The sequence below is a fragment of the Paenibacillus sp. Dod16 genome (assembly GCF_049893405.1).
In the GTDB taxonomy this organism is placed as follows: domain Bacteria; phylum Bacillota; class Bacilli; order Paenibacillales; family Paenibacillaceae; genus Paenibacillus_AQ.
Map to the genome: position 1 here is coordinate 130,130 of NZ_JBNDYG010000005.1, position 26,068 is coordinate 156,197.

The 26,068-nt window shown below is 50.1% G+C and carries 30 protein-coding genes; 2 read left to right on the top strand and 28 right to left on the bottom strand.

Features of this window, described 5'->3' with window-relative positions:
• Nucleotides 1-21 precede the first annotated feature (21 nt).
• Genes bshA through ACPV3A_RS05335 form a run of 6 tightly spaced genes read right to left on the bottom strand, consistent with a single transcriptional unit; the run spans nucleotide 22 to nucleotide 4,102 of the window.
• Nucleotides 22-1,185, bottom strand: a complete 1,164-nt coding sequence (gene bshA / locus ACPV3A_RS05310; RefSeq protein ID WP_194541956.1) for an N-acetyl-alpha-D-glucosaminyl L-malate synthase BshA — start codon at nucleotides 1,183-1,185, stop codon at nucleotides 22-24.
• A gap of 31 nt (nucleotides 1,186-1,216) precedes the next feature.
• The gene (bshB1, locus tag ACPV3A_RS05315; RefSeq protein WP_426198407.1) at nucleotides 1,217-1,924 is read right to left on the bottom strand and encodes a bacillithiol biosynthesis deacetylase BshB1; all 708 of its coding nucleotides are present in this window, start codon (nucleotides 1,922-1,924) and stop codon (nucleotides 1,217-1,219) included.
• Complete coding sequence (gene mgsA, locus ACPV3A_RS05320) at nucleotides 1,924-2,343, bottom strand: methylglyoxal synthase (RefSeq protein WP_071218384.1); 420 nt, start codon at nucleotides 2,341-2,343, stop codon at nucleotides 1,924-1,926. The genes bshB1 and mgsA overlap by 1 nt, the downstream gene beginning before the upstream one ends.
• 18 nt (nucleotides 2,344-2,361) lie before the next feature.
• Nucleotides 2,362-3,165 carry a 4-hydroxy-tetrahydrodipicolinate reductase gene (gene dapB, locus ACPV3A_RS05325; protein WP_426198408.1) on the bottom strand — a complete coding sequence of 268 codons (804 nt, stop codon included), beginning with the start codon at nucleotides 3,163-3,165 and terminating at the stop codon, nucleotides 2,362-2,364.
• An 18-nt stretch (nucleotides 3,166-3,183) separates the two neighbouring features.
• Nucleotides 3,184-3,723: a tetratricopeptide repeat protein gene (locus ACPV3A_RS05330; protein ID WP_071218386.1), complete on the bottom strand. Its 540-nt coding sequence runs from the start codon at nucleotides 3,721-3,723 to the stop codon at nucleotides 3,184-3,186.
• A 49-nt stretch (nucleotides 3,724-3,772) separates the two neighbouring features.
• Nucleotides 3,773-4,102, bottom strand: coding sequence for a nucleotide pyrophosphohydrolase (locus tag ACPV3A_RS05335; protein ID WP_426198409.1), 330 nt, complete (start codon nucleotides 4,100-4,102; stop codon nucleotides 3,773-3,775).
• Nucleotides 4,103-4,326: 224 nt separating this feature from the next.
• On the opposite strand from ACPV3A_RS05335, the gene ACPV3A_RS05340 reads away from it, so the two are divergent.
• A complete protein-coding gene (locus ACPV3A_RS05340) occupies nucleotides 4,327-5,196 on the top strand; it encodes a YitT family protein (protein ID WP_426198410.1) in 870 nt (289 codons plus the stop codon).
• 45 nt (nucleotides 5,197-5,241) lie between these two features.
• Here ACPV3A_RS05340 and ACPV3A_RS05345 read toward each other — a convergent pair whose 3' ends face one another.
• The 8 genes from ACPV3A_RS05345 to ACPV3A_RS05380 form a co-directional block, all read right to left on the bottom strand.
• Complete coding sequence (locus ACPV3A_RS05345; RefSeq protein ID WP_426198411.1) at nucleotides 5,242-6,099, bottom strand: sporulation protein YpjB; 858 nt, start codon at nucleotides 6,097-6,099, stop codon at nucleotides 5,242-5,244.
• A 66-nt stretch (nucleotides 6,100-6,165) separates the two neighbouring features.
• A complete protein-coding gene (locus tag ACPV3A_RS05350; RefSeq protein WP_194541952.1) occupies nucleotides 6,166-6,798 on the bottom strand; it encodes a DUF1405 domain-containing protein in 633 nt (210 codons plus the stop codon).
• A 138-nt stretch (nucleotides 6,799-6,936) separates the two neighbouring features.
• A complete protein-coding gene (locus ACPV3A_RS05355) occupies nucleotides 6,937-7,824 on the bottom strand; it encodes a menaquinol-cytochrome c reductase cytochrome b/c subunit (RefSeq protein WP_194541951.1) in 888 nt (295 codons plus the stop codon).
• A 21-nt stretch (nucleotides 7,825-7,845) separates the two neighbouring features.
• Nucleotides 7,846-8,517 (bottom strand): menaquinol-cytochrome c reductase cytochrome b subunit, encoded by a 672-nt coding sequence (qcrB, locus tag ACPV3A_RS05360; protein ID WP_006209500.1) that lies wholly within the window; start codon nucleotides 8,515-8,517, stop codon nucleotides 7,846-7,848.
• 15 nt (nucleotides 8,518-8,532) lie between these two features.
• Nucleotides 8,533-9,078 carry a ubiquinol-cytochrome c reductase iron-sulfur subunit gene (locus ACPV3A_RS05365; protein ID WP_015734548.1) on the bottom strand — a complete coding sequence of 182 codons (546 nt, stop codon included), beginning with the start codon at nucleotides 9,076-9,078 and terminating at the stop codon, nucleotides 8,533-8,535.
• Nucleotides 9,079-9,259: 181 nt separating this feature from the next.
• On the bottom strand, nucleotides 9,260-9,685 hold the full coding sequence (locus ACPV3A_RS05370) for a DUF2487 family protein (protein ID WP_220685833.1): 426 nt from the start codon (nucleotides 9,683-9,685) through the stop codon (nucleotides 9,260-9,262).
• A gap of 103 nt (nucleotides 9,686-9,788) precedes the next feature.
• Nucleotides 9,789-9,968 carry an IDEAL domain-containing protein gene (locus tag ACPV3A_RS05375; RefSeq protein ID WP_006209497.1) on the bottom strand — a complete coding sequence of 60 codons (180 nt, stop codon included), beginning with the start codon at nucleotides 9,966-9,968 and terminating at the stop codon, nucleotides 9,789-9,791.
• 105 nt (nucleotides 9,969-10,073) lie between these two features.
• Nucleotides 10,074-11,225 carry a hypothetical protein gene (locus ACPV3A_RS05380; protein ID WP_194541949.1) on the bottom strand — a complete coding sequence of 384 codons (1,152 nt, stop codon included), beginning with the start codon at nucleotides 11,223-11,225 and terminating at the stop codon, nucleotides 10,074-10,076.
• 362 nt (nucleotides 11,226-11,587) lie between these two features.
• Between ACPV3A_RS05380 and ACPV3A_RS05385 the strand changes: the two genes are divergently transcribed.
• The gene (locus ACPV3A_RS05385) at nucleotides 11,588-12,346 is read left to right on the top strand and encodes a methyltransferase domain-containing protein (protein WP_426198412.1); all 759 of its coding nucleotides are present in this window, start codon (nucleotides 11,588-11,590) and stop codon (nucleotides 12,344-12,346) included.
• A gap of 69 nt (nucleotides 12,347-12,415) precedes the next feature.
• Here ACPV3A_RS05385 and ACPV3A_RS05390 read toward each other — a convergent pair whose 3' ends face one another.
• The 14 genes from ACPV3A_RS05390 to aroC form a co-directional block, all read right to left on the bottom strand.
• Nucleotides 12,416-13,003, bottom strand: a complete 588-nt coding sequence (locus tag ACPV3A_RS05390; RefSeq protein ID WP_339296123.1) for a histidine phosphatase family protein — start codon at nucleotides 13,001-13,003, stop codon at nucleotides 12,416-12,418.
• Nucleotides 13,004-13,032: 29 nt separating this feature from the next.
• Nucleotides 13,033-13,635, bottom strand: coding sequence for an anti-sigma factor family protein (locus tag ACPV3A_RS05395; protein WP_426198413.1), 603 nt, complete (start codon nucleotides 13,633-13,635; stop codon nucleotides 13,033-13,035).
• A complete protein-coding gene (locus ACPV3A_RS05400) occupies nucleotides 13,632-14,225 on the bottom strand; it encodes an RNA polymerase sigma factor (protein ID WP_194545129.1) in 594 nt (197 codons plus the stop codon). Before ACPV3A_RS05400 ends, ACPV3A_RS05395 begins: the two co-directional genes overlap by 4 nt.
• Nucleotides 14,226-14,637: 412 nt before the next feature.
• Entirely contained in the window at nucleotides 14,638-15,726 is a 1,089-nt protein-coding gene (locus tag ACPV3A_RS05405; RefSeq protein ID WP_374198246.1) for a prephenate dehydrogenase, read from the bottom strand.
• A gap of 53 nt (nucleotides 15,727-15,779) precedes the next feature.
• Entirely contained in the window at nucleotides 15,780-16,877 is a 1,098-nt protein-coding gene (hisC, locus tag ACPV3A_RS05410; RefSeq protein ID WP_194541944.1) for a histidinol-phosphate transaminase, read from the bottom strand.
• Between the two features lie 41 nt (nucleotides 16,878-16,918).
• On the bottom strand, nucleotides 16,919-17,725 hold the full coding sequence (gene trpA, locus ACPV3A_RS05415; protein WP_194541943.1) for a tryptophan synthase subunit alpha: 807 nt from the start codon (nucleotides 17,723-17,725) through the stop codon (nucleotides 16,919-16,921).
• Entirely contained in the window at nucleotides 17,722-18,918 is a 1,197-nt protein-coding gene (gene trpB / locus ACPV3A_RS05420; protein ID WP_071218400.1) for a tryptophan synthase subunit beta, read from the bottom strand. The genes trpA and trpB overlap by 4 nt, the downstream gene beginning before the upstream one ends.
• Complete coding sequence (locus tag ACPV3A_RS05425) at nucleotides 18,915-19,589, bottom strand: phosphoribosylanthranilate isomerase (protein WP_194541942.1); 675 nt, start codon at nucleotides 19,587-19,589, stop codon at nucleotides 18,915-18,917. The genes trpB and ACPV3A_RS05425 overlap by 4 nt, the downstream gene beginning before the upstream one ends.
• Before the next feature lie 12 nt (nucleotides 19,590-19,601).
• A complete protein-coding gene (gene trpC, locus ACPV3A_RS05430) occupies nucleotides 19,602-20,411 on the bottom strand; it encodes an indole-3-glycerol phosphate synthase TrpC (protein WP_194541941.1) in 810 nt (269 codons plus the stop codon).
• Complete coding sequence (trpD, locus tag ACPV3A_RS05435; RefSeq protein WP_194541940.1) at nucleotides 20,401-21,441, bottom strand: anthranilate phosphoribosyltransferase; 1,041 nt, start codon at nucleotides 21,439-21,441, stop codon at nucleotides 20,401-20,403. The genes trpC and trpD overlap by 11 nt, the downstream gene beginning before the upstream one ends.
• A 19-nt stretch (nucleotides 21,442-21,460) precedes the next feature.
• A complete protein-coding gene (gene trpE, locus ACPV3A_RS05440) occupies nucleotides 21,461-23,014 on the bottom strand; it encodes an anthranilate synthase component I (RefSeq protein WP_194541939.1) in 1,554 nt (517 codons plus the stop codon).
• A 356-nt stretch (nucleotides 23,015-23,370) separates the two neighbouring features.
• Nucleotides 23,371-23,745 carry a chorismate mutase gene (aroH, locus tag ACPV3A_RS05445; protein ID WP_194541938.1) on the bottom strand — a complete coding sequence of 125 codons (375 nt, stop codon included), beginning with the start codon at nucleotides 23,743-23,745 and terminating at the stop codon, nucleotides 23,371-23,373.
• Nucleotides 23,746-23,748: 3 nt separating this feature from the next.
• Nucleotides 23,749-24,843, bottom strand: a complete 1,095-nt coding sequence (gene aroB / locus ACPV3A_RS05450) for a 3-dehydroquinate synthase (RefSeq protein WP_426198414.1) — start codon at nucleotides 24,841-24,843, stop codon at nucleotides 23,749-23,751.
• Nucleotide 24,844: 1 nt separating this feature from the next.
• Nucleotides 24,845-26,014 (bottom strand): chorismate synthase, encoded by a 1,170-nt coding sequence (gene aroC / locus ACPV3A_RS05455; protein WP_194541936.1) that lies wholly within the window; start codon nucleotides 26,012-26,014, stop codon nucleotides 24,845-24,847.
• Nucleotides 26,015-26,068: the final 54 nt, after the last annotated feature.

The following is a 26,068-nucleotide window of genomic DNA, read 5'->3' on the forward strand; positions in this document are numbered from 1 at the left end:
AAAACAACGAGAGGGTCGAGCTTAGCCGCAGACCGGCTTCAGCTCGCTAACCTCCCGTCCCAATACTCGGTAATATATTTCTTCGTACTTGCCCCGTATCAATTCATTGCAGAACATCGTCTTAGAACGATGGAGACAAGCCTTGCGAAGCCGCTCACTAAGCGCTTCATCCTTTAGTATTTCAAGCACATGCTGGGCCATTGAATAGGTGTCTCCGATGGGAGCCAAATATCCGGTTTCGCCATGTGTAATCAACTCGGGAATCCCGCCTGCCGTGGAGCCGACGGTAGGCACTCCGCAGGCCATCGCTTCCAGAGCGACCAGTCCAAAGCTTTCTTTCTCGGAAGGAAGCAGCAGCACATCGGCCATCGATATCACGTGCGCAATTTCATCTTGTTTGCCTAGAAAATGCACCTTGCTGCCGAGTCCCAGCTCATTGATCCGGCATTGGATTTTCGGAAGCTCCGGCCCTTCCCCGACAAGCAGCAGTTTCGCCGGTACCTGTTCCTGGACCTGCGCGAATATTTCCAGGACGTCTGCTACCCGTTTTACCGGACGGAAGTTGGAAATATGCATCAAAATCTTTTCATTCTCATCTGCATAGTCTTTACGCAGCGATTTCGAATCCCGCGGATAATACACCCGGGGATCCACAAAATTGTAGGTAAGGTCAATATCCCGGCTAATATCCAGCAGCTCCCGCGTTTCTCGAATGAGATCCTGGGAGACAGCCGTAACGGCATCACTTTCGTTAATTGCGAGCCGAATCAGGTCCTTCAGCGATTCATCCTGCGCCAGAACCGTAATATCGGTTCCGTGCAGCGTCGTGACGACCTTCAGTTGATCTCCGACCATCTGCTTTGCCAAGAAGGCACACACGGCATGCGGCACCGCATAGTGCACATGAAGCACATCAAGCTGCTGCATTTTGGCTACTTGAGCCATCTTTGTCGCTAGCGACAAATCATATGGCGGGTATCGGAACACATAGTAGTCATTCACTTCAACTTCATGATAAAAAATATTTTTATGGAAAGTTCCTAACCGGAACGGAATGCTGTGAGCAATAAAATGAACCTGGTGGCCTTGCTCGGCCAGGAGTTTCCCCAGCTCTGTCGCCACCACGCCCGACCCGCCCAATGAAGGGTAACAGGTAATGCCGATTTTTAATGGTTGTTGATTCATGTCAGGCCTCCTTTACGTACGCCTCTATATATTATGCCTGCTTGGAGCCGAATAGATGAACAACATACGGACTTTTACAAGCGAAACCTTCTGCATAAGGAATAAGCCTGCGCGCTCCAAGCAGTGAATCCCTGGCCCGCACACGCTCTATGTACCCCTCGGTCAGCGGGGTAGAGACTGCATCTTCTTCAGCCTTTTGGAACTGGGAACGGTAGCAAGACAGGGCCTGCTCCTTAACAGCGTAATGATCCGTAACGTCAACGACCAGGTCCGTTCTTCCGATATCATTAATGAAATAAAAATAAAGCTCGTCCACCTTAACCGGCGGCTGCTCGGGCATGTAACGACGAAGCTTGGCATTAAATACCGCTTCCTCAACCAATCGGCTGCAAGCCACATGGTCCGGATGGCGATCCTCCCAGTAAGGAGCAAACACAATCGAGGGAGCAAACTTGCGAATCTCGGCTGTGACCGTCTCAATGTTCTCCGGCGTCACAAATAAGCCGCGGTCCGGCAGTCCCAGATTCGTACGGACCTTGAGATCCAGAATACGGGCAGCCTGGTCTGCCTCCTTCTTGCGAAGGTCGACCGTGCCGTTGGACGACATCTCGGCCTGCGTCAGATCACAGATCCCGACCGACAGTCCCGCTGCCGTATGCTTCGCAATCGTTCCTGCCATTCCGATCTCGGCATCGTCTGCGTGTGCTCCGAAAATTAAAATATCCAGTTGGCTGTTCATTAGCTATCCACACCCGGTTTGTATTTATGAACGAGTTCCCGCCATGCAAAATCGCCACGGTCCAGCGCTTTAACAAGAATCTCGGCCGTTGCCACATTGGTAGCAAGCGGAATTCCCTGCACGTCGCACAAACGAAGAAGTGCGTTAATGTCCGGTTCATGAGGCTGTGCCATCAAAGGATCCCGCAAAAAAATGATCAGATCCATCTCATTGTCCGCAACGAGTGCGCCAATCTGCTGGTCGCCGCCAAGCGGCCCTGAAGCAAAACGGTGAATGCTAAGCTTGGTTTGCTCCATAATACGGGTTCCCGTCGTTCCCGTTGAGTAAAGATTATGATCTTCGAATACATTTTCATACGCGATTACGAAATTGACCATTTCCTCTTTTTTACGGTCATGAGCGATAAATGCAATATTCATAGTAATTTCTCCCCTATGTTAGTCGATAAAATGATCAAATCCATAGACCAAGCCAGTGTACCCCATTACCTTCTCTATAGCCATCTTCACGCCTGGCATATAAGCTGCACGCTCATAGGAATCATGTCGAATCTTCAAGCTCTGCCCGTAACCGCCAAATATAACTTCCTGCTGGGCAAATACACCCGGCAGACGAACACTGTGAATACGGAAGCCGTTATAATACCCGCCTCTGGCGCCCTCGATGACCTCTTCTTCCTTCGGATTGCCCTGCCGGATCTCCTCGCGGTTTGCGGCAATCATTTCCGCTGTTTTGATCGATGTTCCGGAAGGCGCATCAAGCTTCTGGTCGCCATGAGTTTCAATGATTTCAACATGAGGCAAATATTTGGCAGCCGCAGCGGCAAACTTCATCATCAGGATCGCTCCGATGGAGAAGTTCGGAGCGATCAAACCGCCGATATTCTGCTCCGCACACTGCTTGTCCAACTCTTCGATTTGCTCTGGCGTGAAGCCGGTTGTGCCCATGATCGGACGCACGCCGTGCTTAATGGCCAGAGCCGTGTTGGTATAGGCAAACTGCGGTGCTGTAAAATCAACCATGACATCCGGTTTCGATTCGACCAGCGCCATCTCCAGATCGGAAGTCACCGTAATGCCGCAGGCAGGAAGACCCACAAGCGTCCCTGCATCAGCACCTGCATCCGATCGGCCGACAGCGGCAACCAGTTCCAGTTCATCATCGCCCAAAACAAGCTTCACTACTTCTTTACCCATACGGCCGCCGGCACCGACGACCGCAACTGTCCATTTGTTTGCCATTTTTACATGTCCTCACTTTCAATCCGATGCTGTATCCTGCATATATGATTTCAAGCGCTGTTTGAGTTCCTCCATAATATGCTGAAGCCCACTCTCCTGCGGGTACAATGAAATGACCTCTTTTAGCGTGGAAATGGCGCGCGCATGCTCATCAAGTTCGCTGTAGACCAGAGCAAGCCATACGTAGGCCTGGGCGTATAAAGGGTCCATCGCAACGGCTGATTTCAGATGAGACACGGCCTGATAGAGCTCGGACTTGGTTACATCCTTGCGATTCTCGACCATTTTTCTGGCACGCTGCACCAGCTCCGCCGCCTTGATATGCTGTAAGTGAAGCGCATATTCCGGTTTGTCCGGCTGCAGCCTGACGGCTTCTTCCGCGTGAGTAATCGCCATCTCGAGTTTGTTGCTTCTGCCGTAGGTAATGGAGCATCGGTAATGCACTTCCGCATCTCCCGGATTCGCAATGATCGCTTGCTCAAACCAACGTAACGCCTCTTCGAAATCATTCTGAAGTATGCATCGATATGCTTTTTGTATATAACTTTCAGGTTTCACGGGCTGTCCCTCCCCACAGCGGGTTTGGTACAGCATATGTAGCAACAGCCTAATCGGTGTTTATTTTCGTCCAACGATCGGCATCACGCGTCGCAAATTTATGCATGACTTTCGAATGCGCTTCCGCGAGATCAATGCCAAGGGAATTGGCAAAACAAATCGTAATAAACAATATATCTCCAAGTTCCATTTCGATGGAATTGTCTGCTTCATCCGCTTTCTTCGGTTTTTCTCCGAACTGATGATTAACCTCTCTGGCGAGCTCGCCCACCTCTTCCGACATCCGGGCCATCATGGATAAAGGACTGAAATAACCTTCCTTGAATTGTGATATGTATTGATCGACTTCCTGCTGCATTTCAGCCATTGATTTTCCCAAGATTCTATAACTCCCTTCACTGCACAGTCTGCCTCAACTTGTAAATCCAAGCTGAAGCAGCATTCTCTCATGACAAGCGATTGGTTTTAAACCTATGTTATCGTAAAGCGGATTTGAAAACAAATAATTTTTTATGGCTGGGACATGATCGGCACATACTAGGTAGGTGTACGAGCAACCCAGACATACGGGTAATATCCACCATCGGGAATGCGAGGGGTCTTATGAAAACGTCCAAATGGCTTCATCAGCTTCAAACGATCATTCCGATCATCGCCGGCTCCGCCATTTACGCATTCGGCCTTATGTATTTCATCATTCCGAATGAGCTCATGGAGGGGGGCGTCACCGGCATTACCGTACTGCTTAACTATGCCTTTAACATATCGCCGTCCATCTCAACCATGGCGCTCAATATCCCGCTATTCTTGGTCGGCATGAAAATTCTCGGTAAACGCCAGTCTATATACACAGGTCTCGGCATTGCCTCATTAACCCTGTTTCTGTGGCTGTTTGAAGCGTTGATCGACCGCGGTTATGTTGTGCCGTTTCACACCGAACAGGATTATATTCTTGCTGCGCTCTACGCAGGTGTCACATTGGGGGCTGGGCTCGGCATTGTGTTCCGGTTTGGCGGTACGACGGGCGGTTCAGACATTATTGCCAGAATCATTAACCGGAAATTCGGCTTCAGCATGGGCCAAATTATTCTATCCCTGGATATCTTGATCATCGGGCTTTCCTTATTCTTTATCCCGCTCGAGCGGATATTGTATACCCTCGTCGCCGTATTCATCGCTTCCAAGGTCATCGATTTCATTCAGGAAGGCGCTTATGCCGCCAAAGCCTTCACCATCATCAGTGATCAGGGGCCCGAACTCGCCCATCGCATATCAACCGAGATGGATCGTGGGGTTACGCTAATCCCCGCCATCGGCGCGTACTCCAAGCAAGCCAAGCATATGGTATACTGCGTCGTATCCCGGCAGGAAATTCGCCGTTTAACGGGAATCGCCAAATCGTTGGACCCTCGGGCATTTATTATCATTAATGATGTCAATGATGTGCATGGCGAAGGGTTTAAAGAGGAATAGCCCGGTTCGCACCGGGCCACAATCGGAACTGCTATGGATTCCCGCCTACATTTTGCGAGGGAACATTGGTTTTGAGCTATACAGCTGACCACGGTATTTGCGGTATCCCGCAAACGTTAATGCCGCCAAAATGAAAGCGCCGATGACCAGCTGCCAGGTCCATGGCTCCTTGACCTCTCCCAGCGGAGCTAGGGCAGGTTCATCCTTTTTCTTGCCAAACAACGTGTTGATCATTTCCTCGCCCTGCGAAACCACTTTTTGCACCTGTGCCGTGTCCCCCGATGACACCAGACCCCCTGCATAGGATATCCAGGACTCCATCATGTTGACATCCTCAGGCTTTCGCTGTATGACAACGGAAGGACGGATGAGTTCATAATGTTCACTGAGGCTGGCATACGCTCGTCTCATGCCAGCCTGATCCTGCTGAGCAGCATATTCCCCCATGACCCTCAAATCTTCACGTATGACCTTGTAATATTGCAGCCATAACGCATCTTTGACATGGATCAGGCTATCGGTTGCCATACGGAGTTTACCTGCGGACACCATCCAGTGCTGCGGCTCCTGCGTAGCCCGTGCCGTGGCTTCTTTCATCTCCAAAATACTCGCAGCCAAGACATGAATACCTTCTACACCGGTCAACCCCTGAAATGACGAAGCCTCAAACAACCCGGATACCCGGCGAATATCCTCCAGCACGGCTTGTACATTGCCTTCCTCCACATGACGGTATAGCTGCTCTACTTCCTTGTTCAGCGCCTTGGCCTGTATGGATGCGGCGGGCGAAGTCTCCGACTGTTCATTTGCCGGGGTAGCCCATACAGAATCACCCATGCTGACGGTAACCAGCATAAGCAGTGCAGACAGACACAGCAGGAGCTTCGGAAAGGTTCGAAACATGGGACATCCCTCCTACCGTATATGTATGGCAGAAGGGATGCTCATAGAACCGCGTTGCCTACACGGCTAACGGTGTTTGGAATTCCCGTATTTCATGAAGATCCAGCCGGCAAAACCGCTGAAGAGAGTCAAAAGATAGGTGAACAACTCGACTGCTGAAAGGTCATCATATAATTGACCCGGCAGCCAAGGAAATACGCCGTACGTATAATCTACGGTGTCATTCAACAGTGTCCATGCAATGGCCCCGGTGAGCGCTGTCCAGCGATAATGAAACAATCGTACGAACAATAACGCTTCCACCGCCATCGCCGTATGTGAAGCAACGAGCATCCAATCCTGCCATGCCAGCACATCCCCTTGGGCTTGTCCGGCAAATATGATAGCAACAGCCCATATTCCATACTTTACCGAAGTAACGACCGCCAGCGCCTCAATGAATTGCTGAAATAAAGAGCCCCCAAGCCCCCGAGGCGGGTAAAGGAGCAGCAGAAGCGCTAAACTGAAGAATAAACTGGCCGTCGGGCTGTCCGGTACGAATATGACCTGCCATAGCAAGCCATGATCCACGGTATCGACCATTTGACCACCATACCATATGTATCCATAAATCGTTCCAAGGATGTTGCATATGAGCAGCAACCAGAGAATCGATCGCTTGCTTAGAAATTCCCGGCTCCAAAAATACGAAATCGACAAGCTCCGTCCTCCTGTCCTGTTCCTTGTATTGTTCATTTTACGACTAATGCCGATTATACCTAATCCCCACATACATTTCATCTATATTTAACATTTAAAAAAACCTGACCGCCATGCGGTCAGGTTCGTCTGTGCATCTTACTCTGCAGCTGCTTCTGCCTTTTGGCTTGCAAGCCAATCAGCCAGCTGATCGAGTTGTTCTTCGGTTACTCCAGCACCAAGAGCTATGTCTTTCATAGCCGGCATGCCGCCTTGGCCATTTTCAATAATAGCCATGATCTCTTCTTTTGTGTGGGTATCCCCGACACCGCGAAGCGACGGACCGGATGCCCCTTTCAAATCTGCAGCATGACAAGAGATACAGGTAGCTGTCTTAAAGGTTTCCATCGCGGGATTATCCTTATCAACGATCGCTACAATGCTGTCTTCTGGCTGCTTCGCATTTGAGGTCGGAAGACCGGCTGCACGTTTCTCGTGAGCTTCTTCTTCACGCTGAATATGCTCAGGCTTCTGTCCAGTAGCTTCCAGCTCATGCACATAGTGCGTCCAGGCTGCGTTCGTCAGATAGATGACTGCAAATAACGACAGAATCATAAGGGCCGAAGTAATAGGCCGCTTGTAGAACCGCCGCTCTTTCCCCGTATCAAGGAAAGGAACAAGGAGCAATGCGCCGAAGGCAACACCCGAAACACCAATCGTACCCAGTACTACATAATCACCGGAAGCGTATGGAAGCTTCAGGTATTCATACAGGAACAGGAAGTACCAGTCCGGCATCGGGATTACTGAAGCTCCCGGATCCGCCGGATAACCGAGCGGAGCCGGCTCCGAGATGGTCAGCACAAGGAAACCGACCAGTACAACTACACCAACCATCCATTCCTTCAACAAGAAGTTAGGAATGAACGCTTCTGATTTGCCGGGATAAGCGGTGTAATCCGGCGGCGTAACCCAACCGCTGCCTTTTTTCACACGTGAATCGCCGACATAAACTACTTTCTCATCAGATTTATGACCATGTGCCATAAATATGCGCCTCCCTTCTTCTTATAGTGGACCGGAAATACCTTGTCTGCGGATCATGATAAAGTGTCCTACCAGTAGAGCAAGAAGGACAGCCGGAAGGAAGAATACGTGAATCGCGAAGAAACGCGTCAACGTTTCGGCGCCTACGATCGTACCGCCTTGCAGCAATTCTTTAATGATAGGTCCAAGCCAAGGTACGGAGTTCGCAATCTCCAATGTAACTTTTGTAGCGAAGTAAGCTTTGTTATCCCATGGCAGCAGGTAACCTGTCAAACCAAGACCGAGCATAACAAAGAAAATGAGCATACCAACAACCCAGTTCATTTCACGCGGCGCTTTGTAAGAGCCGGTGAAGAACACGCGCATCGTATGCAAGAACATCATCACGATTACCAAGCTTGCGCCCCAGTGGTGCATACCGCGGACAATCTGTCCGAAAGCAACCTGCGTTTGCAGGTACTCAACACTGTTGTAAGCGTTTATGATATCCGGTACATAATACATCGTCAGGAACATCCCCGACAGAATCTGGATGACTGTGATAAAAAACGTCAAGCCGCCGAAACAGTACACAAACGCGGAGAAATGATGCGCCGGGTTTACGTGTTCCGGTACCTCGTGGTCTGCAACGTCTCTCCAAATCGGCGTGATATCGAGACGTTCATCAATCCAGTTGTAGACATTCTTCAACATCTGAATCTACGCCTCCTATTTAACTACGGTATTTGGCACGATGGCGCCGAGGTAAATCCAGCCGTTCTCGATTTTCGTCTCGTACTGGTCAAGCGGCTTCGGCGCTACTGCCAGGTTCTTACCATCCGGTGTATAACGCGCACCGTGGCAAGGGCAGTGGTATTCATCAGGGAAATTTTTGTTGTTATTCCATCCAACAAGGCATCCCAAATGCTTACAGATCGGTGAAAGCGCTACAATTTCACCCTGATCGTTCTTACGAATCCACGCCGTCAAAGTAGCTGTACTGTTGTACCAGCCGTCCTGCTGTTTGAGCTCGAAATGGAATTCCTGTGGATCGTTGGTAATTTTGCTCTCTTCCGCGACCTTTACAAAAGACCCTTCTTCTTTATTTTGAAGAATCGGATCAACGGCAAAGCGAAGCATTGGCAAAACTACTCCAGCAGCCATATAAGCTGTGGCACCGCCCAACGTGTATGTAAGAAATTGTCTGCGGGACATCTCTTTCTGTCGGGGTGGATTGTGCGATTCTTCATGCTCGTCATTGTGGTTGCTGCTCATTCTGTGTTCAACCCCCTTTGTCAACCGTTCTTAAGTGTCATCAATGATTAAAATCACACGACTTACTAGGACATACTAATAATATCTTAGGCTCCCAAGACCGTCAAGAATTTGAACCCCAAATTTGGGTTCGCTTCCAATAGCCCTTTCATAAATTGTTGGTTTTTTGTCACATTTAGACTCAGCTTTCCTGCTGCCACATTTCACTGATTTGCCCGGCAACGATGGCTGACAGTGGGATGCCTTCGCTGCCTTCCAACCTGCGCCGGGACAGGACCAGCGTGCTATCAGGCACATCCTCTTTGGAGAGCTCAACATCCGCAGTCATAATAACAACAAATTTAAACCCGCTGGATTTGACATTGTGACAAACTTCATTTAGAAGCTTTATATCTTCAGTATTTCCATATTGTACAGCAGGATATGTAACCAATCTTCCCTTAAACGGAATTTCAGCCAAATCCATAAAATCCCGCAGCCGTTCAAGCGCAGCTGTCGCCTCCCATGGCGTTTCCATACCCGATAATCCGGTAAACGGAATCAGGCAGGTATCAAAAAAAGGTTTAAGTTCCGGCCAAGTCTGCTCGTCCACTTCACTAAATTTCATGCAAGGTACATCCTTTCTGCTCACTCATCATCATTTCGTTATCATTATACGAGTGCAAGGGCGGGTAAAGCAAAAAAAAGAAGAAATGCGCTAAAGCATTTCTTCAATTCAAAGTCCTCAGTTCATCCGTCAGGTTTCGGAAAGCCACTTCGTCGCCGGAAGCCAGCGCTTCGTCAATTTCTTTATACAGCTCTTCACTCCGATGCTTGCGCAATGCTTCGTCCCACACCATTTCGGCCGCCAGACCTAACATAACCTCGTAAGTAACCTTCATCTTATCCATTAGGATGCACCTCCAAACTAAATTTGCGTATACCTTATATTCTTTCCCTTTAAATGCTTCTACTTCCAAAACTTTTTGCGGCTGCTGCGAATGTAACCAAACAACCTAGAGAATCAAATCATTCGAATCGCTGATATGTAAGCCGGCTTCCGCGGCCTTCAAGCCAAGCGCCGTCATTTTGTACGTAGTCCCCATAGTCTGGCTCTCTCCTATTCTGAGCATCCCCAAATGCATCAGCATGCGGATAATCCGCTGCTCCAAAATATTTTGTGGACTGTCATAATAGAAAGGACGGATTAGCCAGCCCAGCGATTCGTAAAGAGAGGCTGCGGTGACCCAATCTCTTGCGCATTGACTGATCCAGTATACAAGAGAATTGATATTGGGAATTGCGCCTTTATAAAGTCTTAACCAAAAGCGGAATATCTGTATCACGCTAACTTGATTTCCTTCTTCCATAAGCGCAGTTCCGCTTTCAGTCAGGATCAACCGGGCGTTGTTTTCCCTGATCCATTTTTTAGCGTAAGCATAATCGTACAGCAGCGCAAAGCGATCGGGATATTCAATGCACGAGCGTCCATACCCGAACCTCCACGCTCCCTTGGTAATCAATGGCTCGGAAATATGCAGTGTACTCATGAGCTGCTGCTGATTTCGCCTATACATGAATCCTTCCTGATTCAACTCGATATCATGTCTGCCGACGTATTTAAGAATCAGCATGAGATCTTCTGCGGCGAGCCCCTGCTCATCCCGGTACACTTCCGGGTCATCACTTAATCGCTCCAGATTTTGATGAAGCCGTTCACGCAGCACGTCACGAAACCGCTCCTTCATATCCGAAGGCACTTGAAACAAGTACTTGGTGGAATGGGTAAAGCCGTTAAACAACCAGCCGCTTCGGCGATAACGTGCGACCGCCTCACGCGGACTTTCCGTTTTGGCGGCGGCAGCTTTCTTGTTTGAAGAAGCTTGTTCCTCTTTCTCCTCCAATTCCGCCGAATGACGGATCGCAGCCGTCAATTCTTCCAGGCTATAGCCTGTTCGGGTGTCAAATGCCAGGTTGTTCAGAAAACGCAAATCGCTTGGTGACAAGCTGCTGACCTGCTCCTCGAAAAACTCTCTGCGTCCGAGCTTGGACAGAATACTCTGGATCAGTTCATGCTTTGAATTCCGCTTAGCGTCACAATCATAGTGATTCGCTATATTGCTAAGCTGTCCAATATCGGCATATGTGAGCATATCCGCTAGATTCATCTTCCATCGCCTCGCCGTTTTACAACCATTATGGGAAGGTTTTGGACATTTGATACCTGATACACTTCGGTTTAACGAAATATTTTTTATTTTTTTTGTATATAGAAATGACTATGCTCTCTTATTAAATGATAGAATACTTACTGATTGCTGCAGAGATTTCGCTTATGATGAATTACTTCTAAATAAAATGAAAAAACCGCTTAATATGAAGGAAATGATTGAATCACTACAGGAGGATAGGATCATGAGAACCCCAGAACATGAAATATAACTAGGTGCGAATCGAATCCGTGGACCTCCATTAAGAGCTTTTCAACAATGAAACAACACTCTTAATAAAAGCTTGGAGGTTATGTGAAATGATAAAAGATACAGCGTTTATGGCCTTAATTCAAGATATCGATCAACATTTTTCAGGATGGGACTTCTCGCGAATTACAGCATCAGGCCGCATGCAGTCCCATGCCCTCCCCTGGTCTTTAGGCAGCATGGTCATTCCGTTCATGCGAGATGCCGCTACGATGCTGGATATGGGGACAGGCGGAGGAGAGTTCCTATCCTCCCTTCATCCACTGCCGAAAACGGTTTATGCCACTGAAGGGTATAAACCAAACGTACCGATTGCACGACAAAGACTTGAGCCGCTTGGCGTAAAGGTCGTCTATTTTGAAGAGGATTCCTCGCTGCCCTTGAAGGATCATTTTTTTGATTTGATCATCAATCAGCACGAGTCCTATTCCGTAGCGGAAATCCAAAGAATTCTTAACGATCAGGGCGTGTTCATAACCCAGCAATCTGGGGGAACCGACTGTTATGGAATCAACGAATGGTTTGGCGTTCCGTTAAATGAAGAGTTCGCGCATTGGGATCTGGCAACCGCTGTCCAAGAACTGCAGGATCACCGTTTCAACGTCACCTTCAGCCAGGAAGCCTTTTCACCGCAGCGGTTTTATGACATCGGTGCACTGGTCTATTACCTGCAAGCGATTCCCTGGCAGATTCCCGATTTCACGGTGGAACGGTACCTTGAGCCTTCATATCAGATTCATCAGGAAATCCGGACCAAGGGCTATTTCGAGGTGCAGCAGCATCGGTTTATTTTAATAGCGCAATCGTAGACTTCATCCTAATACCAAAAAAGAGCCTTCCCGCGGGGAAGGCTCTTACTTCATTCATGAATCTCCTTGTTACGACTGTTTTGTCAACAGATGCTTGGTACAGTTAAACAGCAGGGGCGACCAGTCATCATCTTTTCTCTCGAGGACGGTGAGCGACAAATTGCCGATCCGCTCGCTTAGAACGCCGCGGCACACCAGCTTGTAGAGCTGCGCTAAAAAACCACCGTGGCTGACAACCAGAATATTAGCGTTTGGGTGTTTATGCCACATATCATCCAAAAAGACAAGCCCCCTGGATTGAAGCTCCAGATCCGTCTCCTGTCCCAAATCGAGCAGGTGCCAATCGGCACCGAACCGGGATTCACGTTCTTCCGCTGTCAGACCTTCCACCTGACCGTACTTGCGCTCGCGCAAACGGTCATCGGGCGGCATCAATGGAATGTTCAGCATGGACGAGATGATCCTAGCGGTTTCTTCAGCACGGGAAAGTCCGCTGCTAACGGCAAAGTCCCACCGGTATGGCTCCTGCAGTAGTCGATCCCCAAGCAAACGGGCTTGACGACGACCTTCCTCATTCAGTGGAATGTCCGTTTGACCTTGGATTTTGCCTAACGCATTCCAATCCGTTAAACCATGACGAACCAAGCCGATTTGCATGCCGCATCTCCCCCATCCTAACCTCTTTTTTATCTTCTGACTCGATTTAATTTTTTCAGGAAAAACATGGCGAATCCAATGCCCAATAGGGATAGTATCATCCAATATTCTGGCTGGGTCGGGCTCATATCAACCACAAAAGGATCAATAATGCCGCTGTTGGTTTTCGGAATCTTGTAATCGTCCTGAGAGTTCAGGGTTTGGGCCGTATCAGCCACCCCCGTAGGAATGATCCCTGTCGTTACCGTTTCCGGAACTGGCTCCGGCTGATTGCCGGTTGCTGCAAAATAAACGAAGCTGCATACAAACAGAGCCAAAAAACCGGCAATCATAAGTGTCAGCCGCTTGCGGAACACTCGGCTTACCGCCCGACTCTTAGACGTTTCCTCCACCAGCCATGGGAAATCCCGATAGATGCGGTCCATCACGTTGCGGTTGATCTGTTCAGCGTCCATGTCGGGGATCTCATGTTCCAGAACATGAACCATGTTCTGGCTTTCCACCCACATTTCGTACTCCGCTGCACACGAGCTGCAGGTTTGAACATGTGCTATCAGCCGTTGTCGCCGCAGATCATTGTCCGGCAAATCCCAGACAGTTTCCATCAGCTCTTGGGCTTCATCGCAAGTCATCTGTTCTTCATCCCTCTCAGATCCTCAATAACCGGCTCATAAAAATAGGGTTCGAGCTGAATTTTGACACTGCCGCGAGCTCTGAACAACAATGACTTAACCGAACTGACGCTTTGACCTAAAATATCCGCGATTTCCTGATAATCCAGTTGATCATATTCCCGCAGAATCAGCGCCGATCTCTGTTTCTCCGGCAAATTATTAATTGCTTCCCTTACCATATGTACTCGTTCACTGCGTAGGATTGCCTGCTCCGGAGCAACCTCCAGCGGAGCCACAGGCACGACCCCGCTCTCCTCCAGCGGCAATGTGCCGCTCCGATGCTTGCGCAGTTCGCTGAGAACGGTGTTGCGGGCTATGGTATAGAGCCAGGTCGAGAAGGATGCATCCACTTCCCGGAATGAGTGCAAACTCCGGAATGCCTTATAAAATGTTTCCGAGCATAAATCTTCAGCCATAAGCTCCATGTGCGAACTTTTTAACATATGATAGACAAATGCTAATATTTTTCTCTGATAACGCCGCATTAATTCGGAATAAAGTTCGGTATTGCCTTGCTTAATTTCTTGGATTAGTTGGGAATCCGTCATATGATTTTTCGTTCCTCCTTCACCATCCGGTGCCTCTTCCCTGTCCATTACATCTCCCTCCGAATGCAATGTTCAAGGATTTGTGCAAAAGTACCGTCAAACCATATATAGTTACGCCACAAGATGTCTGACTATTCTATGTATTTGGCAATTTCCCCAAATCTTCTACACTAGCACTCTAGCATTATAGCACATATTGGAGAAAAGTTCAGGTTTGTGGCAGCAGCTTTGCCACGGATAGGAAAAAAGACAAAAAAAATCCGCCTTCAACATTGAAGGCGGTTGCACACAGTGCAATATTTTGGATAGGAGTGGAGAGAAACCATACTGTACTTTTATTATATGTATACGTTTTCATTTTGTCAACACTGAAAACGCATTTATTTCCGGTTGTTTAAAAACAACCGGAAAATTACTGGTACACCGAGTGTCCTTGCGACAGCAGAAGCTCTTTCGCCCGCTCCTGTTCGATTTCATTGCGGAAGGAAAGCCTCATCACACCAGGCACATCTTCCCGACTCTCGATAATCTGCATGTTGCTGAGGTTGATGCTGTTCGTCCCCAAATCCGTTGCTATGCGGCCAATGATACCCGGATGGTCAGGCACGTCCAGATACAAATCATATTGGGGAACGATCATTCCCTTCCTTCGCTCCGGCAGCACACTGCGGAATTCCCCCGCTCTGCGGAAAGCCTCTTCAATAGCAGCCCCGTCCTTCGACTCCAGCATGTCCATAAATCGCTGGATTCCTTCGTTCCAGTCTCGTAACAGCGGCAGCATGACATTGCGATTATTTAATAGAATGTCCCGCCAAACGACCGGGTCGCTGGACGCGATACGGGTAATATCCCGAAAGCCCCCTGCAGCCAGCGTACGGTACAACGGATTATCGTCATTGTAGGAGCTGATCTGGTTCACCAAGGCCACTGCGATCACATGAGGCAGATGACTGATGGCTCCAACAATCTCATCGTGCAGCCTTGGCTCCACTTTTACAATGTGAGCACGCGTATATGACAGAAGCTCCACAAGGATGTCTAGCTTCTCCTGAGGGACATCATCCGGCGGAGTAAGCACATAATATGCATTCTCGAATAAGACGGTGGAGGCAGCGCCGACACCGGATCTTTCCGAGCCGGCCATCGGATGTCCACCGATAAAATAGGCATCCTTAAGGGCAAGTTGGGATGCGCATTCGGCAATACTTGCTTTGGTACTGCCTACATCCGTAATAATGCATCCGGGTTTAAGCCGCAATTCACTCAGACGTTTTATGTACATCTCGAGACTTCCTACCGGAACGCACAAAAATATGACGTCCGCGTCCTGGGCAGCTTCTTCCACCGAAAGCGTAACCTTATCGACAACGCCCTTGGCGATTACCTGGTCGGCATATTCCTGCGTGTGGGCATAACCGGTAACGGTTATGCCTGGTTTACCTTTGAAGTTTAATGCTAACGAACCGCCGATCAAGCCGACGCCGAAAATAGAAATTTGCATGGTCATGTTCTCTCTCACTCGTTTCAAGCTGTGATTATTGTTATGTTATTAGATCAAGCTGGAGCATTCACTTCTTGGAGCACTTGTTCCAATGCGCCGATGAAAGCCTTGTTTTGTTCTTCAGAGCCAACGGTTACGCGAATATAGTTCGGGTAAACCTCAAAACCCGGACGTACGATGATGCCTTTGCTCAGCAGGGATTTGAACACTTCGGTGCCTGGTCTCTTCACATCCACCATGATGAAGTTCCCGTTCGCAGGAAAATAGGATAATCCAAGACGATCAAACTCCCGCTGCACATAAGTGATTCCCTCAGCATTCAATTGACGGCATTTAGCTACGAATTCCTGATCTTTCAAGGCGGCCTTCGCGGCCACTTGGGCCAGGCGTCCTGTATTAAACGGCTCACGCACTCGGTTAATCAAGGAGATAACCTCAGGTTGCCCGATGCCGTAGCCGATGCGAAGAGCAGCCAGGCCGTATATTTTGGAGAAGGTACGCAGAACGACTAGATTCGGATAACGTTCCATTAACTTGATGCTGGCCGGATACGAAGCGTCCGTTACATATTCATAATAAGCTTCATCAAGCACAACCATCACGTGAGCAGGGATTTCATCCAGGAAAGATACCAGCTCGTTCTCGGAAACGATGGTTCCGGTCGGATTATTCGGATTGCACACCCAAATGATTTTGGTTTTGTCCGTAACGATTTTTGCCATGCCCGGCAGATCATGCTTCCCGTTAACCAGTGGCACCTCAATGCTTGTCGCACCTTCAATATCCGCATTCGTTTTATACACCGAGAAGGTCTGATCGGCCATAATGGTTTCGTCTCCCGGCTCCAGGAACGCACGAATAATGAGGGCGATGATTTCATCGGATCCGCATCCGAAAATAATCTGATTGCGTTCAATACCAAGCTGATCAGCAAGCTCCGCCGTTAAATCGGCCGAACTTCCATCCGGATACAGGCTGAGCGTTGCCAGCTCAGCGGTAATGGCTTCGGTTGCGCGCGGTGAGCAGCCATACGGATTCTCGTTGGAGGCCAGCTTAATGACCACATCCAGGCCTAGTTCTTTTTTGACTTCTTCGATGGGCTTCCCGGGTTGATATACAGGAAGATTAACAATTTGCGCTTTCGGTTTCATTCGATATTCGCCTCACCTTTCATAACTGCTTAAACACAACACTATCCCTTTAATTGTGCCACAAACTCCCTGATTTGCAAAAGTCCCTGCTGTCTTGTCTCTTCCTTCTCAAGGAGGGGAATAGTAGACTCGATCTGACGTACTATGGCACTGCCAACAACGACGCCGTCGCAGATTTTAGAGAATCTGGCAACCTGTTCGCCGGACGAAATGCCAAAACCAATCGCGATGGGCACATTGCTGTACTGCTTCACCGTTTCAAGGAATGACTCCACTCCTGCATAAAAATCGTTGCGCTCGCCTGTCACGCCAAGCGAGGATACGCAATACACAAAGCCGGTCGCTTCCGAAGCGATGCTCGCAATCCGCTCATGGGAAGTAGGTGCCACCAGTGGAATCAGGTGAACGCCCGCAGCATGAGCCCGTTTCCGAACCTCTTCGGATTCTTCCACCGGCAGATCTGGAATAATCAGCCCGCTGATATCATGCCTTACCACTTCTTCGAAGAACACATCCAGTCCGGTCTGCAGAACCGGATTGTAATAGGTGAACAGAATGAACGGCAGCTTACTGCCTCGTTCTCTCGCCAGGCGCGCGGTCTCCATGCAAGTGCGGATGTTCACCTTGCTCTTCAGGGCACGCTCGGAAGCACGCTGGATGACCGGGCCATCGGCGAGGGGATCAGAATAAGGAACGCCGAGTTCGATAATGTCGGCTCCCGCCATTTCAAGCTCATGTATGATATCCAGCGTCGCTTTCACATCCGGATCCCCAACGGTCAGATAAGGAATCAGGGCCGTCTTGTTTTGTTGATTCAACAACGCAAAGGTCTGGTCAATTCGGTTCATTCGGATTTCCCTCCCGTGTAAGCCATGATGGACTCCACGTCCTTGTCACCGCGACCGGACAAATTAATGACGACGATATCGTCCTCAGTCCACGCGGAGGCCATTTTTACGGCTTGCGCCACGGCATGCGCCGATTCCAGCGCAGGAATGATGCCTTCCGTTCGGCATAAGAGCTGCAAGGCATCCAATGCCTCTTGGTCGGTTATAGGCACATACTGCACGCGCTCAATATCTTTTAAGTAGGAATGCTCTGGCCCAACGCCGGGGTAATCCAAACCGGCAGAAATGGAATGTGCCTCCTGAACCTGTCCATACTCATCCTGAAGCAAATAACTCATCGATCCCTGGAATACGCCTTGGGTCCCTTTGGACATGGTGGCCGCATGATAATCGGTATCGATCCCTTTCCCGGCCGCTTCGACACCGATTAGACCGACTTCCTTATCTTCCAGGAACGGGTAGAACATGCCGATCGCGTTGCTTCCTCCCCCGATTGGTGCAAGAATCGCGTTTGGAAGTCTTCCTTCCGTCTCCAGAATCTGCTTGCGGGTCTCGTCACCGATGATCCGCTGGAAGTTCCGGACCATCATCGGATACGGATGCGGACCTACTGCGGAACCAAGCACATAGAAGGTATCCTCAACGTTGCTGACCCAGTAGCGAAGCGCCTCGTTGCCGGCATCCTTCAGCGTTCGGCTTCCCGACGTCACCGGAATCACTTCGGCTCCGAGCATTTTCATGCGGAATACATTCAACTGCTGCCGCTTGGTATCCTCTTCGCCCATGAACACCTTGCATTCGAGACCGAGCAGAGCGGCTACGGTTGCAGTGGCAACTCCATGCTGCCCGGCGCCCGTTTCGGCAATGACCTTGCCTTTGCCCATACGCTTGGCTAGCACGCCTTGAGCAATGGCGTTGTTGATTTTGTGGGCGCCTGTGTGGTTCAAATCCTCCCGCTTCAGATAAATTTTAGCCTTGCCGAGGTGTTTGCTGAGTCGTTCAGCATAATATAAGGGCGTTTCCCGTCCGGAATACTGTTTAAGCAAATAAGCGATCTCCTCTTTGAAGGCAGGATCCTCCGAAAAGCGAATATACTCTTGTTCAAGCTCTATTAAAGCGTTCATGAGCGTTTCCGGCACAAACCGGCCACCAAACACTCCAAAACGTCCATTACGGTCAGGAAGTTGTGTCATTTCCCCTTCACCCTTTCTATGAATGCCATCACTTTGTTTATGTCCTTCACGCCAGGCTCGCTCTCAACGCCGCTGGATACATCCACGCCGTAGGGAGCGTATTGGCCTATTAAATGCGATACATTATCCGAATCCAATCCGCCGGCTACAAACAAGGGGATCCCTTGCCGTTTCGCCCATTGCTGGTAAGGTGGGATGAGATCCCAGGCAAATGTCTTGCCAGAACCTCCGCCATACACCGGATCATACGTATCGATCAGCAATCCGTCGATGCAGCCCGCATACGGATCCAGTGCTGACAGACGTTCCGATTCCGGGCGGTCACTCCCGATCGATATCGCCTTAAAAACGGAAACCGGGAAGCGCTCCTTCACTTCCCGGCAAAATTGTGGCGATTCCTGACCATGCAGCTGCACGATGTCGAGCGCTGCTTCTCGTAGAAGCTCTTCCAGCTCATTCAAATCAGGGTTAACCAAGACGCCGACAGCGGCGGGAATCTTGTTATGATCCCATTCCCGCAATACTTGCATAAGCTGTGCAGCCTGCTGCGGAGATACCTTCCGCCGGCTCTTGGCAAATACGAATCCGATATAATCCACAGGTAAGTTTATCATAGATTTTAGCACTTCAACGCTTTGAAGTCCACATATTTTTAGCGCTGTACTCATCACCCAATATCCCCTTTATTCTACGTCTGCAGCGATCGGCAAGGGTCCCATTAGATCGTTTACCGCGCGGAACACGTCCTGCTGGCGCATGAAATGCTCCCCTACCAGAACACCATGTGCCCCAACATAATGCAAGTAGGAAATATCGGCTGGACCTGATATTCCGCTTTCGCTGATCAAGGTAATTCCCTGCGGTACTTGTGCCGCGATATCGGCTGTTGTCTGCAGCGATGTTTCAAAGGTCCGCAGATTGCGGTTATTTATTCCGATCAGCTGAGCTGTTCCCAGCCCAAGAACCGATTCCAGCTCCTGTCCATCATGGACCTCAATCAGGCTATCCAAGCCAATCGAGCCGGCGATGTCTATAAACTCCGCAATCCGCTCAGGCTCCAGTATGCTCGCTATTAAGAGAACCGCGTCCGCACCTAACAGTCGCGCCTCGTAAATCTGAGTCTCGTCGATAATGAAATCCTTCCGCAGCAAAGGAATGTTGACGGCCGCCCTTACCGCTTTCAAATACTCTCCACTACCCTGAAAATAGTCCTTGTCGGTCAGCACGGAAAGACAGTCGGCATCGGCTGCCTCATATGCTTTGGCGATCATAACCGGATCAAAGTCCGGACGAATTAGCCCTTTGGACGGCGAAGCCTTCTTCACCTCGGCAATTAACCCCATGCTGCGTTTACGCCCCGTCGACAACGCCTTCCCAAAGCCGAGAGTCGGCGGTAAATCCGCTATTTGCCTCTCTGCCTCCGAGATGCTGAATGTATCTCGCAGCTGAGCAACTTCTCTACGTTTCGTTTCTACTATTCGATCAAGATACATAACTCATTTCCCCCGTTCTTGAGATCAGCTGCTCCAGCTTGGACTGAGCCAGCCCTGAATCGATCGCTCCCGCAGCGCGCTGCACACCTTCGGCCAAACTATCCGCAAGCCCAGACACATAGATGCAGGCACCGGCATTGGCAAGCACGATATCCCGATAAGCACTGCGCTCACCGCGCAGCACGGATCCGATGATAGCCGCGTTCTCTTTTGCATCGCCGCCCAGAATATCGCTCATCGGATGAACCGACAGTCCCAGGTCATGCGGATGAATGTCATACGTTCGGACTTCTCCGCCACGAAGCTCGGATACGCGCGTAGGTGCAGAGATGCTAATTTCATCCAAGCCGTCATGGCTGGTTACCACCATGGCCCGCTTTAAACCAAGCTCTTTAAGCACCTGTGCGATGGTTTCCGTTTTGTTCATATCGTATATCCCGAGCATCTGCCGATCTGCGCCGGCCGGGTTTGTCAAAGGCCCCAGCATGTTAAATACGGTTCGAACCCCGAGCTCTTTGCGAGGAGCTGCGGCATATTTCATCGAAGGGTGATAGATCTGGGCAAACAGGAAACAAATTCCGATATCATTCAGACAGGCTGTCGCTTGCTCTGCCGTCAAGTGGATATTCACGCCCAGCGCCTCGAGCACATCGGCGCTGCCCGCCCGTCCCGATGCCGAGCGGTTGCCGTGTTTGGCCACTCTGACCGAAACCGAGGAGGAGATAATGGCGGATACGGTAGAAATGTTAAACTTATGAATCCCGGATCCTCCGGTGCCGCATGTATCCAGCAGCTGGTTTCGCTCGGTAACGACGCGCCCGCCCGCACCACGCATCGCCTCGGCGAAGCCGGTGATCTCTTCGACCGTCTCCCCCTTCATTCTCATGGCCGTAAGCAGCGCCCCGATTTGGGAATGGGTTGCCTGGCCTTCCATAATGGACTGCATGACCCCGCGCGCTTCCTCCCGGCTCAGATCTTGACCTTGAATCAGCTTCGTAAGGCTGGATTGCATCGTTTCCATGACGTTCATTACGTTCTCCTCCTTCGGTTTAAGGTGTGTATTGGTACAGGTAATCCTGATTAATTAAATCGTTAGCCCCCGTGCTGGACGGAAACATCGCTTCCGCGACGCGGATCGCCTTCAGCATCCCTTTGGCTTTGTTGATGGTTTCTTCATATTCCTTCTCCGGTACCGAATCCCATACGATGCCGGCCCCCGCCTGGACATAAGCTTTGCCCTGACGAAAAATGATCGTACGGATCGTAATGCAGGAATCCATATTGCCGCCGAAGCCGAGATAACCGATGGCGCCCGCATACGCGCCTCTTGCTTCCCGTTCCAGCTCCGCAATAATTTCCATGGCCCTTAGCTTCGGAGCACCGGATACCGTTCCTGCCGGCAAGCAGGACAGAAAAGCATCGAAGAAATCCTTATCCTCTCTCAGCTGACCGGAAACGCTGGATACCATATGCATCACGTGGGAATACTTTTCAATTTCCATGAACGTGTCGCACTTCACTGTGCCGAACTCTGACACGCGGCCCAGATCATTGCGGCCCAGGTCCACCAGCATCAAATGCTCGGCTCGTTCCTTCTCGTCCTGCAGCAGATCTTCGGCTAGCGCCTGATCTTCGGCCTCATCGCTGCCTCTAGGTCTGGTACCTGCAATCGGTCTTGTTTCCAATCTTCTTCCATCCACCTTCACCAGGGCTTCCGGGGAGGTTCCTACGATAATGTCGTCGTCCATCTTGAGGTAGTACATATACGGTGAAGGATTTAGCGTTCTCAGCACCCGGTATACGTGAAGCGGCGATACTTCGGTCTCAATATGGAAGCGCTGGGACAATACCACCTGAAAAATATCACCAGCACGAATGTATTCCTTTGCTTGCTCCACATTGGAGAGGTACTTCTCTTTTGTCATATTGGATTTAATGTCGCCCATATCAACATCCGCCGGAATGCCTTTGGAGTTCACGTTCTCCCGCGGTCCCTGTTCTTGCAGCTGCTCGGCTGCGGCTTCCAAGGTACGGCATACATCCCGATAGCTTTGCCGGATGGTTTCGTCCGAATCCCCCGGCTTCACATGTACGTTGCCAACCAGCATGATCTGCTGCTTCACATGGTCGAAGACAATGACTTGATCGCAAAACATGAACCGGATATCATCCATTCCGAGATCGTCCATCGCATGTGCCGGAAGCTTCTCATAATATTGGAGCAGGTCATATCCAAAAAATCCGATAGCCCCTCCGGTAAAAGGTGGCATCTCCTTCAGCTGCGGGCTGCGGTACGTTCGCAGCAGCGCCTTTAACTCCTCGACAGGCTTTCCTTTCAGCAGGGAACGCTCTCCGTTCCTTTCAATTTCGATCTTTCCTTTTTTACCCGTAATCATTAAGAAGGGGTCTGTTCCAATAAACGAATACCGTGCCCACTGTACTCCGCCTTCAACGCTTTCAAGTAAAAATGCCCGCTTCCGTTCCGCATATCGTTGAAAAATGCGAATCGGGGTTTCCATGTCGGCTAACAGTCTGATCGCTACCGGAATCAGGTTATATTCACCTGCCATAGCCACCACTTGCTCCATTGATGGATTCGCCATGTCAATCCCTCCTTAATTGATGGTATACAACAAAAAAACCTCTACCGAAGTAGAGGTTAACGTTCAGAATAAGTCTATGAAAAAAGAGCGCGGTCAAGGAATTCAGAGCCCATTCAACAACGAACTACAGCGGCTATTGTTCCATTGACGGATACAAGAAATAGGCTTGTAACCAGCCGTGAACATGCTGTACTATTCATCATGAAATCAAGTTCATCCTTAATCCCGATTATGTTATTGCCTAAAATGCCTCAGCTCTTCTCAACTCAACTCATCTGTAAAACCTAACTCTACTCAGCTATTCTGATATCACTATACAGGATGAAGCCCTGTTACTGCAACCCTAAATTTCTACATCAGGCGTTGGAGCCTGATAAATCCGGTCGCAGCCGCTTGGCTTCATTCAAATACACATGCTTAATCTCGCTCTGGCTTTTATCCGTATTGACCTGAATCATAAACCGGATGCAGCGCGGCAGACTGCCTTGAACCGGTATTTCAACCGAACACATCAATGGGACCAGATCCCAGCCTTCCAGCTGGCGTATCGCTTTGGCCGGAAACGTCGCGTCCAGATCCTGTGTCATCGTAATCCATATATTGCTGATATACTCCGGCTGAAGCTCGTTGCGTCTCACCATCTCTTCAAGGAGCCGCAGCGTTTCCTGTACAATCTCCTGCTCATCGTTGCGGGTGACGGTTGTCGCCCCCCGGATTCCCCGATTCATCATGAACTATCCCTCTCCCTTCAACTGTTCAACCACGGATCGAACAGCTTCTACCGGTACATCCTTAACGATGCTGACGGAGCCGATGGATTCCGGTACGATAAATACCATATTTCCCTCGGCAAACTTTTTATCATGCTGCATAGCGTCCATAATTCGCTCAACCGAGACGTCACCCGGCAAGGTTACCGGCAGATTCACCGCCTGGAGCATGCTCACCGTCTCATTGTGCAGATCCGCCGGTCTGCCAAGCTTTTCGGCAAGGCGGGCCGAGCCTGCCATGCCGATGGCAATCGCCTCGCCGTGCAAGAAGCGTCCGTAGCCGCCAACGGCTTCAATGGCATGACCGATGGTATGCCCGAGATTAAGGATGGCACGCAAACCGCCTTCCCGCTCATCCTGGGATACGACGTTCGCCTTGATCGCGCAGCCGCGCTCCAGGCCATATATCAACGTATCAGGATCCAGGCTCAGCAGCCTTTGCCCATTCTCCCGGCACCAATAGGCAAAATCACGGTCCAGGATCAAACCATGCTTCACCATCTCTGCAAGACCAGAAGACACCTCGCGCGGAGGCAATGACATCAACGTGTTCACATCGTAAACCACCATAACGGGTTGATGGAACGCGCCGATCATATTTTTGGCTAACGGATGGTTGACCGCCACTTTGCCGCCAACGCTGCTGTCATGGGCCAGGATGGTGGTCGGGATCTGAACAAACGTCACGCCGCGCATATACGTTGCCGCGACGAATCCGGCCAAATCACCAACAACGCCTCCACCCAGCGCAAATACTGCCGAGCTGCGATCCAGCTTGCCGTTGATTGCTGTAGTCATTACCTCTTCATAGACCTGAAGCGATTTGGAGGATTCACCGGAAGGGACAATATGGGAAATAACCGCGTATCCTTCCGATTTTAACTGCTCCTCCACTTGAGACAAATAATGAGGCGCTACTTTATCATCCGTTACAATCAAATGCGGGCTCTTGCGTGTAATTCCATGCTTCGCGCTCAGCTCGCCGATGGTATCCAAAATGCCAGCTCCGATATAAATCGGATAGGAACGCTCTCCCAGCTCTACCTGAAGTGTTCTCATATTAGTAGTTCTCCAGCTGCTTCAGGTAGTTCTGGTAATTCGCATGAATTTCTTCCATCGAATCACCGCCAAACTTCTCAAGGAAAGCCTTCGCTACTTCCCAGGTCACAACATGCTCCATGACAACGCTGGCGGCCGGAACCGCACAGGCATCCGAGCGTTCAACCTGAGCTGTGAAAGCTTCCTTTGTATCGATATCCACGCTTTGGAGCGGCTTGTACAGCGTCGGAATCGGCTTCATGACGCCGCGAACGACGATCGGCATGCCGTTGGTCATCCCGCCTTCAAATCCGCCCAGGCGATTGGTTGCACGGTGGTATCCGCGCTCTTCGCTGTACATAATCTCGTCATGTACCTGGGAACCGGGCAATTGGCCCGCTTCAAATCCGATTCCGACCTCAACGCCCTTGAAGGCATTAATCGACATCACGCCCTGTGCGATGCGGCCATCCAGCTTGCGGTCATATTGGACATGGCTGCCCAATCCGACCGGCACGCCTTCGATGATGCATTCCACGATGCCGCCGATGGAGTCGCCTTCTTTTTTGATCTGGTCTATGTAGGCTTCCATTTTCTTCTCTGTCTCTTCGTCCACCACGCGAACCGAGGAGGCTTCCGTACGCTCGATCAGCTCATCGATCGAAAGATTGTGCGGGGGAGCTTCGATCTCGCCAATCCGGATGACCTGGCCTGCCACTTTAACGCCGAATTGTGCCAGGAATTGTCTCGCGATAGCACCTACCGCTACGCGAACTGTGGTTTCACGTGCACTGGAGCGTTCCAGCACGTTACGCAGATCCTTCAAATTGTATTTCAAACCGCCGTTTAAGTCGGCATGTCCCGGTCTTGGACGGTGTACCCGTCTTTTCACCTCGTCGTTGCCCTCAATCGGCTCCACGTTCATAATGTTCTGCCAATGCTTCCAGTCATTATTCTGCACGACCAACGCGATGGGCGCACCGGTTGTATAGCCGTGACGCACACCTCCTAGGATTTGCGCGGTATCCTTCTCGATCTGCATGCGGCGTCCCCGGCCGTATCCCTTCTGTCTCCGATGAAGCTGAAAGTTCAATGCTTCGAAATCAAGCTCCAAATTACTTGGAAGTCCTTCGATTATAGTTGTCAGCTGAGGACCGTGCGTTTCCCCGGCAGTTAAAAAGCGTAAGCTCATGATGCTTTTCCCCCTTTAAACTTTTAAGCGTTAAACCGCTAAATTCCGTAAATA

Excerpts from the sequence above, each read along its gene's own strand:
- ACPV3A_RS05340 (WP_426198410.1), top strand. The coding sequence starts at position 4,327 with ATGAAAACGTCCAAATGGCTTCATCAGCTTCAAACGATCATTCCGATC.
- trpD (WP_194541940.1), bottom strand. The coding sequence starts at position 21,441 with ATGAACGTCATGGAAACGATGCAATCCAGCCTTACGAAGCTGATTCAA.
- trpE (WP_194541939.1), bottom strand. The coding sequence starts at position 23,014 with ATGGCGAATCCATCAATGGAGCAAGTGGTGGCTATGGCAGGTGAATAT.
- ACPV3A_RS05405 (WP_374198246.1), bottom strand. The coding sequence starts at position 15,726 with ATGCAAATTTCTATTTTCGGCGTCGGCTTGATCGGCGGTTCGTTAGCA.
- trpA (WP_194541943.1), bottom strand. The coding sequence starts at position 17,725 with ATGAACCGAATTGACCAGACCTTTGCGTTGTTGAATCAACAAAACAAG.
- ACPV3A_RS05355 (WP_194541951.1), bottom strand. The coding sequence starts at position 7,824 with ATGGCACATGGTCATAAATCTGATGAGAAAGTAGTTTATGTCGGCGAT.
- bshA (WP_194541956.1), bottom strand. The coding sequence starts at position 1,185 with ATGAATCAACAACCATTAAAAATCGGCATTACCTGTTACCCTTCATTG.
- ACPV3A_RS05380 (WP_194541949.1), bottom strand. The coding sequence starts at position 11,225 with ATGAATCTAGCGGATATGCTCACATATGCCGATATTGGACAGCTTAGC.
- ACPV3A_RS05385 (WP_426198412.1), top strand. The coding sequence starts at position 11,588 with ATGATAAAAGATACAGCGTTTATGGCCTTAATTCAAGATATCGATCAA.
- hisC (WP_194541944.1), bottom strand. The coding sequence starts at position 16,877 with ATGAAACCGAAAGCGCAAATTGTTAATCTTCCTGTATATCAACCCGGG.
- aroC (WP_194541936.1), bottom strand. The coding sequence starts at position 26,014 with ATGAGCTTACGCTTTTTAACTGCCGGGGAAACGCACGGTCCTCAGCTG.
- trpC (WP_194541941.1), bottom strand. The coding sequence starts at position 20,411 with ATGTATCTTGATCGAATAGTAGAAACGAAACGTAGAGAAGTTGCTCAG.
- aroB (WP_426198414.1), bottom strand. The coding sequence starts at position 24,843 with ATGAGAACACTTCAGGTAGAGCTGGGAGAGCGTTCCTATCCGATTTAT.
- aroH (WP_194541938.1), bottom strand. The coding sequence starts at position 23,745 with ATGATGAATCGGGGAATCCGGGGGGCGACAACCGTCACCCGCAACGAT.
- mgsA (WP_071218384.1), bottom strand. The coding sequence starts at position 2,343 with ATGAATATTGCATTTATCGCTCATGACCGTAAAAAAGAGGAAATGGTC.
- ACPV3A_RS05395 (WP_426198413.1), bottom strand. The coding sequence starts at position 13,635 with ATGACTTGCGATGAAGCCCAAGAGCTGATGGAAACTGTCTGGGATTTG.
- ACPV3A_RS05390 (WP_339296123.1), bottom strand. The coding sequence starts at position 13,003 with ATGCAAATCGGCTTGGTTCGTCATGGTTTAACGGATTGGAATGCGTTA.
- trpB (WP_071218400.1), bottom strand. The coding sequence starts at position 18,918 with ATGACACAACTTCCTGACCGTAATGGACGTTTTGGAGTGTTTGGTGGC.
- ACPV3A_RS05370 (WP_220685833.1), bottom strand. The coding sequence starts at position 9,685 with ATGAAATTTAGTGAAGTGGACGAGCAGACTTGGCCGGAACTTAAACCT.
- ACPV3A_RS05345 (WP_426198411.1), bottom strand. The coding sequence starts at position 6,099 with ATGTTTCGAACCTTTCCGAAGCTCCTGCTGTGTCTGTCTGCACTGCTT.
- ACPV3A_RS05375 (WP_006209497.1), bottom strand. The coding sequence starts at position 9,968 with ATGGATAAGATGAAGGTTACTTACGAGGTTATGTTAGGTCTGGCGGCC.
- ACPV3A_RS05365 (WP_015734548.1), bottom strand. The coding sequence starts at position 9,078 with ATGAGCAGCAACCACAATGACGAGCATGAAGAATCGCACAATCCACCC.
- dapB (WP_426198408.1), bottom strand. The coding sequence starts at position 3,165 with ATGGCAAACAAATGGACAGTTGCGGTCGTCGGTGCCGGCGGCCGTATG.
- ACPV3A_RS05400 (WP_194545129.1), bottom strand. The coding sequence starts at position 14,225 with ATGACGGATTCCCAACTAATCCAAGAAATTAAGCAAGGCAATACCGAA.
- qcrB (WP_006209500.1), bottom strand. The coding sequence starts at position 8,517 with ATGTTGAAGAATGTCTACAACTGGATTGATGAACGTCTCGATATCACG.
- bshB1 (WP_426198407.1), bottom strand. The coding sequence starts at position 1,924 with ATGAACAGCCAACTGGATATTTTAATTTTCGGAGCACACGCAGACGAT.